Raw genomic sequence first — 16649 nt, 5'->3', positions numbered from 1 at the left:
GCCCCACGCCCCTCGCCGAAAGAAGTTCGCCATGGCCGACACTTCCACAGAAATGTCCTTCGAAGATTTCACCACGCAAGCGAATCATCAGGCCGACAACGTGGTGGAAGCGTGGAAGCGGCTAAACGACCATTGGCGCGCCTATAGCAGTCACGACAACACAGGCAGTACAGCTAGCTCGAATAAAGCAGAAAACACGGCGGAGAAAACACGCCAGCATCGCTTGCCGCCGCTGCTTCCCGAACCATGGGAATCCGCCACCAGCTTGGGGGAGTTCGAACATCACGATTCCCGCACCCAGGCGTTGGCACAAAGAATGCTCGGACTGCTCGTGGACTGGCGCTGGATGGACCGCCGAAACGAACGCATCGACATCAACACCCAACGCCAAACCCGCAGGCGTTTAACCTTCGACTTCACCCTGAGCAACCAAGAAGAAGAATTTACGCTTCCCCTGCTGGGCAGTAGTGGCGACTATGTCGCCGGGCAGTTTCGCAAGCACCCACCGAGCCCAGCTTATAAGCAGCAACCCAATGACACGACAGGCCGTGAAGCAGACAAAAAGGGCGACTCCGAGGAGGATCCCACCCGCCGCGGCACAGTTGCCATTCGGGGCGGGGGAAGTAACCAGATGGCCGTTCCCTTGACGTTTTTGCGCAAAGGAATGCTGGTTAATCTCGACCTCGTCAACGCCGCCGGCGAGGCCATCCCATCCCTGGGCACCGCAAACAACACCGTCTTGACCTACTACCCACTGCAGCACCTGGGGGAGTTGCTGAACATACCTCAGCTGATTAACAACCGATTGGGCCCCGAGCTAGGCAGCACAGAAATCGCCAACCGCATCCACCAGGGCGCATTGTTGGACATCATCATGAGCCGCAACGTCGATAAGACCAAATACCGGGGCGGGCTGCGCAATAGGGAACAGGAAATCTACCGCAAAAGACTGTTTGGTTCGCTAGCGGCCTTGGCTTTCGTGGCACGCCGCACGCTAGAGCACATGTGCGGATGCATCCCGCAAGGAGATGGCCAACAGCTAAAGCTAGGCGATAAAGACAGCACAGAAGCACACCAAAAACCGGATAAAGAAACCCTCGAGTCGCTTAACAGGCTGCTGTTTCTTCCGCGCATGCACAAACAACTTGAAGGCAACCGTTCCAGCAACGAGTGGGCCAGCGATATCACCGCCTGGATGTGTGCGACTAAAGATTCCAAAGATGCTGACAGCGTTGAAGAACTCGACTCTTCCCCCTTGGTCACCCTTTTGGCCATTGCCATCATTGACGCGGTGAAACAAGCAGCTGGACCGGTGTGGACCACGTCCCAACGGTCCTTCGAAGACCTGTCTAGTTCTGGTGACGAGAATCCACCGCAGGATCCGTGCCCCGATCTCAACGACGTCGATGAAAAGCTGCTCAGGCTGTGCCAAGTTGAGTTCTACTGCACCCTGTTGTCGACACTGTCGACAAACTACCTCTTTTCGGCAGCCATCGACTTCGATCGCGATGAGAACACCGCATTGCCGGTGGCGCGCAGGGAAATCATCAAACTGTCATGCGATGCCGAAACCACAGAAATCGACTCCTGGCGCCATGCCGGCTACGACACCGGCGCCAGCAGACTGAAGAACTTTTTCGGCGGCGACATCGGAATCACAGTTCCTGTCCGCTACGCGGCCATGTCCGCCAACAGCACCCACCTGGAAATCGGTCTTCCCGACGGCGCACGGTTGGCAAGTATTACCGCCGGGGAGCTTTCCGGTCGACCATTCCCCCTCGCAGGCTTTCACCAGGCATTCGACACGCGGTGGGACCACACCCGGCCAAAACCTGAGGACGGTGGACACGCAACCGCGCCCCAATCAGACGACGGGGAATACGGGTCGTGTCGTTCTTCCCAAAAATCGATCCATATCGTGGCAGCAAAGGAACCGATGAACCCCATCGGCGTGTTCTACGTCAATTTGCTGCCCAGCAGAACCAGCGCGGTGAACATTGCCGCTGCAGTGGTGTGTGCGGTCCTACTCACCGCGATGGCTTTCCTCTGGTGCGTGAACGCAGTTGACCTTAGCGTCACCATCGCACTAGTCACCCTGCTCGTTGGTACCTTTGGTGCGTTATTTTTCAGCATCGGAACGCACCGTGTCACCCGCAGGCTGTACTCGCCGGTGCAAGCGATCTTGAACCACTCCACCATCTTCAGCGTTGCTATCTTCCCGATCGTGTATCTGCTGAGAAAAGCCCCAATCATTACAGAACACTCAACGTGGCAGCTCGACGCAAAGATAGCTGTCACCTGCATTTCGGTAGCTTTCTTTATCAGCTTGCTCTACCGCGTCAGCGCACTATCCCGGGCACGCAGGCGCTCAAAACTGGGCGAAAGCTGGGGAGAAAAAGTAGCCGAGGGCATCTCCCAACGCTCACGCGGGTGGCGGAGGAAAAACGAAAACGCAGACTTCGTATCGTTTTTCAACGACGTGTGCATCTACGTCGACAAAAGACTCCCCTTCGCCCCCGATGACCGAGACGTCATCGCCGCCACGGAAACAGGGGCTTTCGACAGTCCACACTTTTTCAGCCCCGACGACAACTGGGGTACGCGAGCTACCCACAAAGCTCGGGACTGGGAACTGCTGCGCACCTGCTTGGACTAGGCCCCATGCACTCTTCCCACCTTCCACCGCGCTGACGGGACAAGAACCACACACCCGGAAAAGCCATCTCACACACCGGCAGCCTGCCAGGAGACGCAATGAAAACTCGACCCGCACGCCCCGTTCTAGGAGTCGACCTCGACGGGGTCTGCATGGACTACTCCCAAGCCTTTCGCCCCTTCGCCGCCCGCTGGCTGCGCGTGCCCGAGCAAAACCTCGGCGACCAACAAACCTACGACATCGCCACGGCATGGGGATTCAAAGACCACTGGGACTACCTGGCCTGTCACACAGACGCAGTCAGTAAACACATGTTTGCAACAGGCCCGGTCATCCCCGGGGCAGCAGAAGCCATGCAGAAAATCTCTGATGCAGGCGTACACATCCGCATCGTCACCCACCGACTCCTGGTTGCCGGCCACCACCAAATCGCCATCAGCGACACCGCGAAATGGTTAGACGACAACGGCTTTCCCTACAGATCCCTCTGCTTCACCGGACTCAAAGACTCCGTCGATGCAGACCTATACATCGAAGACGCACCAACAAACATTGCGGCCTTGAAAAAGCAAGGGATCGAATCAATCATCGTCGACCAGCCATACAACCGCGATGTTGCTGGCCTTCGAATCATCGACTGGGCCGAAGACTATCCGGTGGTGCTGCGCAGGTTGGAAGAACTCGTCGACGGATTTCGTGCACACTAGCGGCGCCCAAAAACCACAACCGCGGCGCCAAAATACAACAGAATAATCCAGCAATCCCCACTACTGAGTTCCTGTGCAGCGATAAAATTGGCGCAACCAACCATCATCGAATCCGCACCACACCAAGGACACGCCGACATGACTGCAACCGAAGCCCCCGCAGACTCCACTCGACTCACCGCCTTCGTTCACGGTCGTGTCCAAGGTGTCGGTTTTCGTTGGTGGACCCGCAGCCAGGCCATGGAATTAGGACTCCAAGGATCCGCAACGAACCTGCCAGACGGGCGAGTCTGCGTCGTCGTCGAAGGCGAAAACGATGCGGTTCGCGAAATGCTCACCAGACTGCGGGAGCCTAAAACCCACAGTGGGCGGCCCGGATGCGTACAAACAGTCGTAGAACAATGGGCCAAGCCCCGCGGTGTCGAAGGCTTCGACATGCGCTAACACCGCCGGCGATCATTATCGACCGGGACCAATACGCGACATCTACTAGACTGCCAAGACGTGCACCTGAAATCGTTGACCCTCAAAGGCTTTAAGTCCTTCGCGTCAGCGACGACCCTAAAATTCGAACCCGGCATCTGCGCCGTGGTCGGGCCCAACGGTTCCGGAAAATCCAACGTCGTCGACGCGCTCGCCTGGGTGATGGGCGAACAAGGCGCAAAAACACTGCGCGGCGGAAAGATGGAAGACGTCATCTTCGCCGGTGCCGGCGACCGCAAACCACTGGGGCGTGCGGAAGTCACCCTCACCATCGACAACTCCGACGGCGCGCTGCCCATCGACTACACCGAAGTCTCCGTCACCCGCCGCATGTTCCGCGACGGCGCCAGCGAATACGAAATCAACGGCGCCAAAGCCCGCTTGATGGACATCCAAGAGCTGCTCTCCGACTCCGGCATCGGTCGCGAAATGCACGTCATCGTCGGCCAAGGCCGCCTCGCCTCAATCCTGGAAGCCCGCCCCGAAGACCGACGCGCTTTCATCGAAGAAGCAGCCGGCGTCCTCAAACACCGACGCCGCAAAGAAAAAGCCCAACGCAAACTCGTGGGCATGCAAACCAACCTGGACCGCCTCCAGGATCTGACAGGCGAACTAGGCAAACAACTCAAACCCCTCGCCCGCCAAGCAGAGGCCGCCAGCAAAGCCGCCACCGTACAAGCCGAACTGCGCGCCGCCCGCCTAGCCCTCGGCGCAGACCGACTCATCCGGCTCTCAGAGACAGAAAAGAAAGCCGCCGCCACCTTCGAGGAAATCACAGCGCGCCTAGAAACCGCGCACACAACAGCCAACGCCGCCGTAGAAGCCCGCGACGAACTCGACGCCCAGCTCCAAGCCCTCACTCCCCAAGCCGAACAAGCACAACGCGCCTACTTCGACCTCACCGCGCTCGCAGAACGCATCTCCGCCACCGGGCGCATTGCCCGCGAACGCGCCAACAACCACCTAGGCGTCGAAGAATACCGCGGACCCGACCCCGCGCAACTGGCTGCCCGCGCCGAACGCGCCGAAGAAGAATACGCGCGCCTCCAACAAGAAGTCGAAGTAGCTTCCTCACGACTGGAATCCATCCAAGAAGAAGCCGCCTCCGCCCAAGAAGCCGCCGAAGCAGCCGACAAAGAACACATGGCACAGCTGCGCGCGATCGCCGACCGGCGCGAAGGCGTCGTCCGACTCCTCGCCGCCGAAGAATCCCTCGCAGCCCGAGTCGAACAAGCCACCCATGACGCCACCCGCATGGCCCAAGAAGCCCAAGAAGCCAAAACCCGCGTCACCGAACTGACCACCCAACTCCACGCCGCCGAAGAAACCCTCGCCGCAGCCGAAACCGCCCGACAACCACTCGTCGCAGCCGTCGAAGCCGCCACCGCCGAAACCCGCGGCGCCAAACAACGACTCGAAGAAATCCGCAGCCTCGAACGCGACGCAGAACGCAAAGTCTCCCGGCTCGAATCCCGCATCGAAACACTCCAAACCCAAATGCCCAAAGCCGCCGCCGCGGAACTCCTCGGCGACGCCTTCGGCCCCCTCAGCGACCACCTCACAGTCGACCCCACCCACACCCAAGCCGTCACCGCCGCCCTCGGAAACGTCGCCACCGGCATCATCGGCCCCCTCGACCCCGACACCGTCGAAAACACCGCACACGCCTCCTGCGAACGCACCATCGTCATCGCAGAAGACACCACCGCCACCGGCGACACCACCACCTGGAACATCGACGCCACCCTGCCCACAGGATGCAGCTGGCTACACACCCACATCCACCTCAAAGCCAGCGCCGCACCCATCGCCCGCATGCTCGCAGACATCGTCCTCGCAGACGACCTCGCCACCGCCCGCGCCGCAGTAGCCACCGACGAAAGACTCCGCGCCGTCACCCCAGACGGCCAACTCGTCGGCGCCGGATGGCTCACCATCGGCCAAACCACCCCCACCCCCGTCGACGTCGCCGGCACCATCGCCACCGCCCGCACCGAACTCGAAAAACTCACCACCAGCCTCAACGACCACGCCGGAACCCTCGCCGGCGCCCAAGCCGCCAGCGAAGAACTCGCCGTCGCCCAAGCCACCGCCCAAGCCGCACTCCACGAACACGACCTCACCCTCAGCCAAGCCCGCAGCGACACCACCCGCATCAGCAACGAACTCGACTTCGCCAAACGCGCCCACAACCGCGCCCAACAACGCGAACAACAAGCACTCGACACCCGGGCAACCGCCGAAAAAGAACTCGCCGACACCCGCGACCGACTCGCCCGCGTCGAGCACACAGACGAACCCGAAGAACCCACCACCGCAGCCCGCGACACCGCCCAAGAAACCCTCGCCCAAATCAAAGCGATGGAAATGGAAGCCCGCCTCGCGCTACGCACCGCCCAAGACCGGGCAGAACAAACCAAAAACCAAGCAGCCAGCCTCAACCGTCAAGCCCAACAAGAAAAACTAGCCGCCCAACGACACGCAGAAAACATGGCGCGCCGGGCTAAAAAAGCAGAACTCGCCAGCGTCATCGCCGAGCTGGCCGACGACATCGCGCACCGCGCCCAACTCGCCGTGGAGCAAGCCAGCGAACGCAAAGACGACGTCGATTTTGAACGCAAACAGCTGATCACCGAGCTGAGCCAAGCTAAAGACAAAGCCAGCGCCCTGACCCAGGAAGCAGCGCGCCTATCCAGCAGCGCACACGACGCAGAAATCGCATTGTCCCAAGCACAAGTGCGCCGCGAACAAGCCGAAGCGTCCATCGTCGAACAGCTGGGACTGCCCGCAGAAACCATCATCTCCGAGCACGCCCCCGGGCCAGACTTCGACCGCAGCGCCACCCAAGCCGCCGCTAAAAAAGCCGAAAAAGACCTCGCCGCCCTCGGCAAAGTCAACCCCTTGGCCCTGGAAGAATACAAAGCCCTCCAGGAGCGCTACGACTTCCTTGCCACCCAACTTGCCGACGTCGAACAAGCCCGAAAAGACCTCAAGCAAGTCATCGTTGACGTCGACGAAAAGATCCTCAACCTGTTCACCGAAGCATGGTTGGATGTCGAAAAGGCCTTCCCCGAGGTCTTCTCCACCCTGTTTCCCGGGGGAGAAGGCCGGCTGGAGCTCACCGACCCACAGGACATGCTCACCACCGGCATCGAAGTACACGCCCGGCCCCCAGGAAAACGCGTCACCCGACTGTCGTTGCTATCCGGTGGCGAAAAATCACTCACCGCGCTGGCGTTGCTGGTCGCCATCTTCAAAGCGCGCCCCAGCCCCTTCTACGTCATGGACGAGGTCGAAGCCGCCCTCGACGACGTCAACCTGCGCCGCCTGATTGCCCTGTTTGAGCAGCTGCGAGCCAGCTCGCAGCTCATCGTGATCACCCACCAAAAACCCACCATGGATGTCGCCAACGTGCTCTACGGCGTGACCATGCGTGGCGACGGCGTCACCCGGGTGATCAGCCAGCGCATGAATCCCGTCACCACCGACTAACCCCGGCGCGGCATTCACGCAGACCAGAGCGCAAGTTTATGTGCTGCACCTGTGCTGCAGGGAAACTGCGATGAGGGATTGTCGCTAGACTTGCCAGCAATACGCGCGACACCGTTCTCGCAACCGCCGCGGCCGTGGCCGGCATCTCCGCCATCAACCGGTTTTCCCAGGCAAATCCGCGGCCGCCTAATTCGAGACAATCCTGGTGTCGACCACGCGTCACCGCGCCACCGCGATGCTGATATATTTTTGGCTTTGCATCTTGACGCAACCACTGCATCATCCAAGGGAGTAAGAACCTGTGAACGCTGGCGAAGCCTCGCCCATTGCCGACCCCCAAGATTCCCTTTTGGGGTGGGCCTCAAACTCCGAGATTGCCCTCCAACAGGCGTTTTCTGCCCACGACTTTGTCGCCCAAGCGCGGATCGAAACCGACACCATGGAAGTCTACGAACGCTTCCTGGGTTTGTTTATCACCCGCCAGCTAACTGCCGGAGGTGACTTCACCGCGCTCGTCCGCTTGGTTCCCTCCGTGATGTCGGTGGTGCTGACCTACCGGGCACAAAAACTGGTCGACCCCGCCCAGTTCGGCACTGAATTGCTTGCCGGTCTCGGCGTCGATGCTGCACTCGTTGGAGACAATCCAGATGAGCTCATCTTGGGGCTGGTTGAGGAAATCCTCGCAATGGCCGGCTTGCGAAGCACTTTCGCAACCGGAGAGATCGAGTTGCAGATCCCAGCCCAGGTGGCACTACTCGGCCAGCACGCCGGGCTGATTGATTGCGACATTCCTGATTTGCTGGAGCTGATGGACGGCTTGTGTCCGGGTCCTGAGCTGAGCGTGGAGCAGCGCACCAGCATCATCCTTGAGGCGCTGCGCGCGGGCGATGTTTCCGAGCATTTTGGCGAAGACCACGATGATCGCTTGGCCGCTCCGCTATCCGTGGCACTTGCTTGTGCCGCGGCGGGGGAGAAGATCACTGAGGAACAAATTCGCGGTGCAGCCGATCTGTACGGCTATTCGGCGGCAAATCCGGATGCCCCTTTCCCAGTGACTCCCAGCGGGGATGCGGCAGTGTTGTCGCCGAATGTGTTGGATGCTGTTCGGGCGGAACTTAAGGAGCGACCCGCCGGTACTGTTGGCCGACGGTTCGCGGTGGGCACTGCCACTCGCGAGATCGCGCCGCGCATCATTTTTGATGCGGTGCGCTCGAAGGTGTGTTTGCGTCTGCCGGAATTGCCTTTGTCTGATACCGCTCAGCAGCGGTCGTGGCGGGTGCGGGTGGACGGCACCACTACGGTGTACCGCACCGGCAAGCCCTGGGGCGAGGTCAATCTTCTGTCCCAGGCCATCGATGTGCCAATTGCGCGCCAGGTCCGGGAAGTCACCGTCACCGATGCCGATACCGGCACCCAATGGGTCGTTGCTGTGGTGGCGGAAAAAGACGATCCGGCGCTGATTTTTAGCCTTAAAGGGCAGAACCTGTCCGCGATGCGCTCCGTGCACCATGGGGCGGTGCGGGTTGTCGCCCCGGCGGGTTCCGAAGCTTATGACACCGTGTTGGGTCAACAGCTCACCGTTACCGATCGCGTCGAGGTCGTGGGCTGGGATGGCTGGGAGGCCCTCACCGTGGAGTGCGAAAATGCGGTGAGTTTGCAGATCGTCGCCCCCGGGGCCACTGCCACCTTGGCCGCCCCGATCCGCAGTGTGGATGCTCGGCGACGGGTGCGCTTCGTCGACCCGGAACAGCCGGTTGCTGGTTTGCGTTCCGTGACTCGACTACCGGTCTACGCCCGCTCCCTGATCGCGGAATTCCCACCGACGGTTACCGGCGAGGAGGAGACCTGGTTCTTGACGATTTCCTCGTTTGCGGGTGCCGGAAACTCTGGCGAAGAGGTCGCCCCGGCGGAGCCGTTGATTGTTCCGGCCGAAGGCGGCGTGTTCGATATTTTCGATCCGGGTTTGTACGACGCCCCGTGGGTGGGCGAATACCTGGTGCGTTTGCGCGGTCCGCGTAACGAGTCTTTCCGCCACGAGTACGCCATCGTGGAGGGTTTGTCTGCGACCTATGAGTCGGCAGGGTTGTCTTCCAGTTTCCGGATTCCGGCCCAGGGTGGTTTGTCGGAGGCGACGCTGACGGTTCGCAGTGGCGAGAAGCCTTTCCAGGTCACCCCGAAGAATGTGCATGTTGCCGGTCATGCTCCGGGTGCTGAATTCACGGTCGCCACTGAAGAAGGCGACCAGATGCCCATCTGGTTTAAGCCCCCGCGACTGCGCTTCGATATTCCCTTGGTGGGGCAGCCGACGCGGTGGCGGGCAACCCGCATGGTGACCTCCACTCGTTCCTTCGACGCCGATGGCGTTGTGCGGGTGCGGGTAGCTGGAAAGCCGGGTGCGTTGAAAGACGCCCAGGTCAGTGTGCGCAACCATCATGGCACACCTTTGCGGACGGTGAAGATGACCGCGGAGGATCCTGTCACCATGATCGCACCGTTTGCGGCGCTGTCGCAGGCGATGGGGTCAATGGTGTCCGGTCGCCTCGACGTGGAGTGGACCGATGTGGTGGCTGACAAGCGTGTCTCGGTGAACCTGGCAACAATCACCAACACTCCCGCAGCTACCGGTGCGCAATTGTCCGAAGACGGGACAGCGATCCTGTTGGAGGAAGTTGCCGAGGACCGGGCTTTGGGTGCTTGGGTATGGCCGGTGACCGCCCCCTGGGCGGCCGGCGTGCGGTTGGCTGTGAGCGATGCTCGCATTGAACTTCCGGAGAATCTGCGCGGTGCAGGCTCGTTGAGTGTGCAGCTGCACACTGCGGATCCTTTTTCTTCGATGCGTGCCCCGCTGGTTCCCGGCCCGGGTTCCTTCCTGGTGGAGCAGGAAGGATTCTTTGGGGATGCTGATCCTGCGCGCAGTCAGTTGGCGGAGTTTTTCGCTGGTCTGACCGAGCAGGTGCCTGATGATAAGGCGCTGTGGCCTCTGTTGTGGGATTTCGTGACCGGGCATGAGGCTGCCGGACAGACGGCGACCTTGGCGATTGCTGCTTTGGCAGCGCACCCGCGTGGTGCGCTCACGGGCCTGTCTGCCAGTGAGGTGCCTGCCGATAAGCAGCCCGGCCAGTTGATTAAGACCGGGTTGGTTACCGCTGATTTCGCGGCCCAGCAGCCGCTGGCTTCGGGTGAGGGGGTGCACCGGACCGCCTGGATTGCCGCGCTGGAGCACCTTGCTGATCTGCCGGCGCTGGTCAGCCCCACTGTGGCTGAGAACGCCACGGATGACCAGCAGGCTGCGGAGCCTGTCGCGCCCTCGCCGGTGGATCCGAAGGCGGTGCGTGCTGCACTGGCAAAGATTTCTACGGTTGCGGGCGACCGCTTGGCGGAAACGCTGCGCACCGGCCGCGATGCCACCCTGGAGACCGCCTGCATCGATGCCTCTACGGTTGCGATCGCGAAGATGCCCGCAGCCCAGCAAGAGGCGGTGTTGGAGATGTTCTTCCAGCAAGCACACATTGTGCCCGGCCCCATCATGGATGATTCGGCCCGCCTGTTGGCTGTCTTTGAGGCTTTTAATCAGCGTGAGGAGGTGGCTGCACTGCTGGGCAATGAGGAGTTGATTCAGGCTGCGGTGAGCTTGCTGCGCGCGATGCGTGGGGCTAACCGCCACCTGTTTGCCGCTGCCCGTATTCGTTTCGACAAGCTCGACGGGGTGGACACCGATTCCCCGGATGCCCGCTGGGCGCTGGCACCGGTGGTTTCCATCGTGTTCGCGTTGTCGGCCCGTATGCATGCTCACGGCATGATGGGCAAGTCAAAGGTGCTGGCCGCAGCAACCCCCGGCTGGGCTCAGCTTGCCGAGTTGGTTCCGGATCTGGTGACCGGCGACTTGATTGCCGCTGAGGCTATGGTGCTGTCGGCTTTGCACCCGGAGCTCTCCGACTAGTCGGCGACACCCCCCTTGAAGCTGTGCTCGGGGCCAGCCACCTGTTGTGGTGGTTGGCCCCGTTGTTATTTTCCGTATCCCAGCAGGCTCAGAATGTGTTCTCTGAGGGCGTCGTGCTCCCAGTGTGCGGGCCGGACGTCTTCGATCACGCTGGCATGCGGGCTGGCGCTCATCACCACGATGCGGTCGGCCAGGTATAGCGCTTCGTCGACGTCGTGGGTGATCAGCACAGCTGTGGTGCTTTGTTGTGCACAGATTTGTTTGAGCAGGCGTTGTAGTTCCGTCCTGGTTAGTGCGTCGAGGGCCCCGAAGGGCTCGTCGAGCAGCAGGATGTCGGAGTGGAGGGAAAAGGCGCGGGCGATGCCGACGCGTTGTTGCATTCCTCCGGATAGTTGATCGGGGCGCCTGCGCGCGGCGTGGGACAGTCCCACCATGTCCAGTGCTTGATCGGCGATGGTGTGTCTTTGTTCCCGGGTGAGTTCCGGCCGTGCGGAGGATAGCCCGAAGGTGATGTTGGCGTGGGCGGTTTTCCAGGGAAGGAGTGCGTGGTGTTGGAAGACTACTGCGCGGTCTGGCCCGGGGCCGGTGATGGGCTGGCCGAAGCTGTGGGCGCTGCCTTGGGTGGGCTTTTTGAGCCCGGCGATGATGTTGAGCAGCGTGGATTTTCCGCACCCGGAGGGGCCGAGGATGACCAGGAATTCGCCCGGTTCCACCGTGAGGGTGGTGGGTTCGATGATGGTGGTTTTTCCGTAGCTTTGGCCGACCGACCGTAGTTCGATTGCCGGGGTGGGGATGCTTGTGGCTGTGTTGGTGGCGGTGGGGTGGGGGTTAGTCATGGCGGAGGGCCTTTTCGAGTGCGTTGACGGCGGCATCAAGAATGAATCCGGTGACGCCGATGATGAGGATGGCGATGACGATGGCGTTGGTGTCGAGTCGGTTCCACATGTTCCACACGAAAAAGCCCATTCCGCGCCCGCCGACGAGCATTTCGGCGGCGATGATCACGAGCCAGGAGGTGGATAGGGATAGGCGCAGGCCGGTAGCGATGGCGGGCAGTGCGGCCGGGAAAATGATGTGGATCAGCGTTGCTGTCTTGGATGTGCCTAGGGTTTGGGCGAGGTGCAGGTAGGTTGTGGGAACATTGCGCACTGCCTCCATGGTGGATAAGAAGGTGGGCCACATTGCGGTGAGCACGATGACGAAAATTGCGGTGGACTCGGCGTTGCGCAGCAGTGCCAGTCCGAGGGGCAGCCAGGCTAGCGGTGAGACGGGGCGCAGAATTTGCACGAAGGGTTCTGTGGCTGTGCGAATCAGGGGGTGCAGTCCCGCCGTGAGACCTAGGGGGATGGCGATTGCGGTTGCGATAGCGAAGCCGGCGGCGACCCGTCCCAGGCTGGCGGTCAGGTGCCAGAAGATGCCGACGCTTGCGGGGCCGCGTTGGTAGAAGGGGTCTGTGAGGATTTCCCATCCTCGTTTGGCGACTCCTTGCGGGGTGGGGGCGATGGGGGAGAGCACGCCGGTGAGGTTGAGGATATGCCAGGTGGCTAGCGCGATCAGGGTGGCAATTAGCGTCAGGTGGATGGGTCGCAGCCGAATCCCAACCCGGGTGCGGGGCCGTGCACCGGGGGCTTTCGCGGTGGTGTCGCCGGAAGGTGCGTTAGTGGGGTGGGAGTTGGTGGTTGCGTGTGGTTGGGGCAGCGCAGTTTTTGTAGTCATGGTGGTTTTTAGGTGGGGTTGAGCTGGTAGGTGGATAGTGGCTGGCGGGGGTTGAAGGGTTGTCCTGAGATGTGCAGGGTTGAGCTGCTGGGGGTATTAGCTGGGAGGACTTTGTGTGCGGCGGAGATGATGTCTGCTTCTTTCGGCGCGATCCCTAGGTCCCAGCGAGCCAATTGGGCGGCCATCCAGGTCACCGCTGCCGCGTCGGTGTCGCTATCGAAGCGCATTCGTTCAGGATCGACCACCAGTTGCCCGGACCAGTTGATGTAGCGGCCGGCCAAAGCGGATGCGATGAATTGTTCGGGCTGGTTGAGATAGTTTTCTCGGGCCAGGATGTGGGGAGTTGTTGCCTCCGGGAGGTGCGCGGTGGCGGCGGTTAGGGCGTTTCTTACATTCCCCACCAGGTGCGGGTGGCTGTCGGTGAGTTCGGTGGCGACTGCGATGCAGCAGCAGGGGTGGTTGTCCCACCACTGCTTGGTCAGGGCGAATGCGCGGCCGAAACCTTGGTCGATTGCTCGTTGGGTGAGTGGTTCCGGGCCGACGAAGCCGTCGATGGTGCCGGTGGCTAGCTGGGCGACCATGTCTGCGGGGCGCAGCAGTCTGAGGTTGACGTCGCGGTCGGGGTCGAGGCCTGCGGTGGCTAGTGCGTCGCGTAGCAGGAGCGCGTGGACGGAGTAGTCGAAGGGGATGCCGAGGCTAAAGCCGCGGACATCTTCGAGTTTGCGCACCGTGTGCCGGTGTTTGTTGGCCAGGACGAAGGCTTGTCCGTTGGTGTTGAGGGTGGCTGCGATGGTGGTTTCGCGTCGCCCGCCGGTGGCCCCGCTGTTGATGGCGATGGGCATGGGGGAGAGCATGTGGGCGACGTCGATGTCTTGGGTGACGTATGCGGACCATAGTTCGGACCAGCCGGCGAATTTTCGCAGGCGTACTTTGAGCCCGGCGGCGGCGAAGTGTTGGTGGGCGTCGGCGAGGATCAGGGAGGTGGTGCAGGCAATGGGGACGTAGCCGATGGTGAGTTCGGTGGTGGGGGTGGTGTGTGAGTGGGCGCGTGGTGGGGCGCATCCGCTCAGCGCTAGGGTTGCGCCGGCTCCGAGGGCGGAGAGTGTGCGGAGGGCGGTGCGTCGGGTGATGGGCTTTGTGGGTGGGGTATTCATGTGCTTTGTGGTTGGGTCGACAACGAAAGTACGGTGCAGTCTATTTTAAATAGACAGAACTGTCTAGTTGTGGGGAGAAATTACCTAAACCACCAAAACCTGCCACTATAGAAGGCATGGATCTTTCAACTTTGTCCCCCGCGATGATTGCGGTTGCAGCCCTGGTCGTTATTGCGATCCTGGTTGCTTTGGTCGTCATCATCGGTTTGAACCGCAAGAAGCAAAAGACTGTTTCTTTCGAAACTAAGGAAGAGCCCAAGGAGCTCACCAAGGAAGAGAAGTCTGGAAACTACCAGGCCAAAAGCAATTTCAACTTTGCGCCGGCAACCCCGAAGCAGCCGGTGGAGCGCGCCCGCAGCGCGGCTACGGGTGCGGCTGCCGCGGCCGCAGCTGGGGCCGCCGGGGCGGCTGCAGCTTCTGCGGCTTCGGCAAAACAGGCCAAAGATGACCTGGTCGATAGCGTTAATGAGCAGCTGCGTGCGCAGCAGCCTTCCCAGCCGGAAGCTCCCGCAGCCAATCCGGTCGTCCCGGAGGTCAAGCCTGCCGCCGATGGCCCTGAAGCTCCCGAGCCGGCACAGTGCCCGGAGGATGCGGCACAGCTGACGCACAGCCGGAAGCTGAGCCCGGAAGACATTGATGCTGATATCGCTGAAGATGTATCCGCTCACCCGGGCGAACCTGTAGAGGATGCCCCCGCCGTGGAGGTGGTCAGCCCCTCCCAGGATCCGGTTCAGCCTGAGGTGGTGCTTGGTGGAACGGACGCGCCGTCTGCAAGTGTAGATGAGGCCGAATCTGCCGATGAGGAAGCCGTAGCGGAAGAAGTGGCGGCTGACCCTGTGCGCCCGGTCGAGGACGCTGCGCGTGAAAACGCAGCTGGCGGCGATGCTGCCGCCGCCTTGGATGGTGCGGATGCCACCGAGATCGCCGAGGCGGCCCCGTCGGTGCAAGAAGCCGAAGCGGCCCCGCACCCCAATCCTGCAGAACAAGCCCCGACTGCCACTGATGACGCTGCGGCCAATGCTGCTGCCACCACTGAGCCGGCTGTCACCACTGAGCCGGCTGTCACTGAGGGGGATGCGCCAGCTCTTAACGCTGCAGAGCAGGGCGAAGTCTCCGATACGCGCGACGCCGACGCGGCGCCGGTGCTCGAGGACGCAGCTACTCCGGCTGATGGTGCGGAAGAATCCGCGGCCGCGCCGGCGGACGAGGCGACTGAGCAGCCTGAACACCAGCCCGGTGAGGCTGATGTCGCAGAAGTTGAGGAAGCTGCCTTGGCGGCAGGGGCGGCAGCAGCCGCCGCGGCAGCCGCTCGGGAGACCACCCAGTCCCCGCAGGCCCAGGAAGACACCCAGCAGGTGTCGCAGGCTGCCCAGCAGCCCGCCCTGCAGGATGACATTGCTCCGGCGGAAGGCCGCCTGGGGCGCCTGCGCGGGCGCCTGTCGCGTTCCCAAAACGTCATCGGTCAGGGCGTGCTCGGCATCCTGTCCGCCGGCGACCTTGATGAGGACGCGTGGGAGGAAATCGAAGACACCCTGCTGATGGCCGACCTAGGTACGGCAACCACCGTGAAGGTGGTCGAGAACCTCCGCGACAAGATCGCGGCGCGTGGCGTGTCCAGCGAGGCTGAGGCGCGCGCGATGCTGCGCGAGACCCTGATCGAGGCCTGCAAGCCCGAGCTGGATCGCTCCATCAAGGCAATGCCCTACGAGGGCAAACCGGCCGTGGTGCTAGTCGTTGGAGTCAACGGCACCGGAAAGACCACCACCACCGGCAAACTGGCGCGCGTGCTGGTGTCCATGGGGCACAAGGTCCTGCTGGGGGCTGCCGATACTTTCCGTGCCGCAGCCGCCGACCAATTGGAGACCTGGGGTCGCCGCGTCGGCGCGGAAACCGTGCGTGGCGCCGAAGGCGCGGACCCGGCATCCGTGGCCTTCGATGCGGTCGCCCGGGGTGTGGATGAAGGCGTCGATGTGGTGCTCGTTGACACCGCCGGCCGCCTGCACACCTCCGTCGGCCTGATGGATCAGCTCGGCAAGGTCAAACGCGTCGTCGAAAAGAAAGCCCAAGTTGATGAGGTGCTGCTAGTGCTCGACGCCACCATCGGCCAAAACGGGCTGATGCAGGCGCGCACCTTCCGCGACGTCGTCGATATCACCGGCGTGGTGTTGACCAAGCTGGACGGCACCGCCAAGGGTGGCATTGTCTTCCAGGTGCAAGAAGAACTGGGCGTGCCGGTGAAACTGGTGGGCCTGGGCGAAGGCGCCGATGATCTGGCCCCCTTCGAGGTCGATAGCTTCGTCGACGCGTTGTTAGGGACTTCCGCTTCCTAATTGCTAACCCGGTGTACCGGTTGCCCGGGGAGTAAAGATCCTTGAGCGAGCCCGCAGCCTTAAGGTGGTCGCAGCATGAGCTGCGGCCACCTTTTTGCATGCTTAGGTGTGGTGTTAGTGCAGGTCAAAAGCATAGTGGCAAATATCTATCGACTTATAGTTAGATATTGG

Annotated in this window: 9 protein-coding genes; 6 read left to right on the top strand and 3 right to left on the bottom strand. The window is 61.7% G+C overall.

Going from position 1 to position 16649, the window contains the following annotated elements:
- Window positions 1-31: 31 nt before the first annotated feature.
- The 5 genes from CAQU_RS07855 to CAQU_RS07835 all read left to right on the top strand — a co-directional run bounded on the left by CAQU_RS07855 (window position 32) and on the right by CAQU_RS07835 (window position 11278).
- Complete coding sequence (locus tag CAQU_RS07855; RefSeq protein WP_075726696.1) at window positions 32-2656, top strand: hypothetical protein; 2625 nt, start codon at window positions 32-34, stop codon at window positions 2654-2656.
- A 98-nt stretch (window positions 2657-2754) separates the two neighbouring features.
- Window positions 2755-3363, top strand: coding sequence for a 5' nucleotidase, NT5C type (locus CAQU_RS07850; protein ID WP_075726694.1), 609 nt, complete (start codon window positions 2755-2757; stop codon window positions 3361-3363).
- Between the two features lie 138 nt (window positions 3364-3501).
- Window positions 3502-3807: an acylphosphatase gene (locus CAQU_RS07845; protein ID WP_075726692.1), complete on the top strand. Its 306-nt coding sequence runs from the start codon at window positions 3502-3504 to the stop codon at window positions 3805-3807.
- 60 nt (window positions 3808-3867) lie between these two features.
- Window positions 3868-7338, top strand: a complete 3471-nt coding sequence (smc, locus tag CAQU_RS07840; RefSeq protein ID WP_075726691.1) for a chromosome segregation protein SMC — start codon at window positions 3868-3870, stop codon at window positions 7336-7338.
- 301 nt (window positions 7339-7639) lie between these two features.
- Entirely contained in the window at window positions 7640-11278 is a 3639-nt protein-coding gene (locus tag CAQU_RS07835; RefSeq protein ID WP_075726689.1) for a hypothetical protein, read from the top strand.
- Between the two features lie 65 nt (window positions 11279-11343).
- On the opposite strand, the gene CAQU_RS07830 is transcribed toward CAQU_RS07835, so the two are convergent.
- The 3 genes from CAQU_RS07830 to CAQU_RS07820 are packed head-to-tail and all read right to left on the bottom strand — an operon-like array spanning window position 11344 to window position 14148.
- Complete coding sequence (locus tag CAQU_RS07830; RefSeq protein ID WP_075726687.1) at window positions 11344-12114, bottom strand: ABC transporter ATP-binding protein; 771 nt, start codon at window positions 12112-12114, stop codon at window positions 11344-11346.
- A complete protein-coding gene (locus CAQU_RS07825; protein ID WP_084562920.1) occupies window positions 12107-12994 on the bottom strand; it encodes an ABC transporter permease in 888 nt (295 codons plus the stop codon). The genes CAQU_RS07830 and CAQU_RS07825 overlap by 8 nt, the downstream gene beginning before the upstream one ends.
- 8 nt (window positions 12995-13002) lie before the next feature.
- Complete coding sequence (locus CAQU_RS07820; RefSeq protein ID WP_075726685.1) at window positions 13003-14148, bottom strand: ABC transporter substrate-binding protein; 1146 nt, start codon at window positions 14146-14148, stop codon at window positions 13003-13005.
- A gap of 116 nt (window positions 14149-14264) precedes the next feature.
- On the opposite strand from CAQU_RS07820, the gene ftsY reads away from it, so the two are divergent.
- Complete coding sequence (gene ftsY, locus CAQU_RS07815; RefSeq protein ID WP_075726683.1) at window positions 14265-16478, top strand: signal recognition particle-docking protein FtsY; 2214 nt, start codon at window positions 14265-14267, stop codon at window positions 16476-16478.
- Window positions 16479-16649 lie beyond the last annotated feature (171 nt).

This window comes from Corynebacterium aquilae DSM 44791 (genome assembly GCF_001941445.1).
GTDB classification, from domain to species: domain Bacteria; phylum Actinomycetota; class Actinomycetes; order Mycobacteriales; family Mycobacteriaceae; genus Corynebacterium; species Corynebacterium aquilae.
This window is presented reverse-complemented; position numbering and strand designations above follow the sequence as displayed.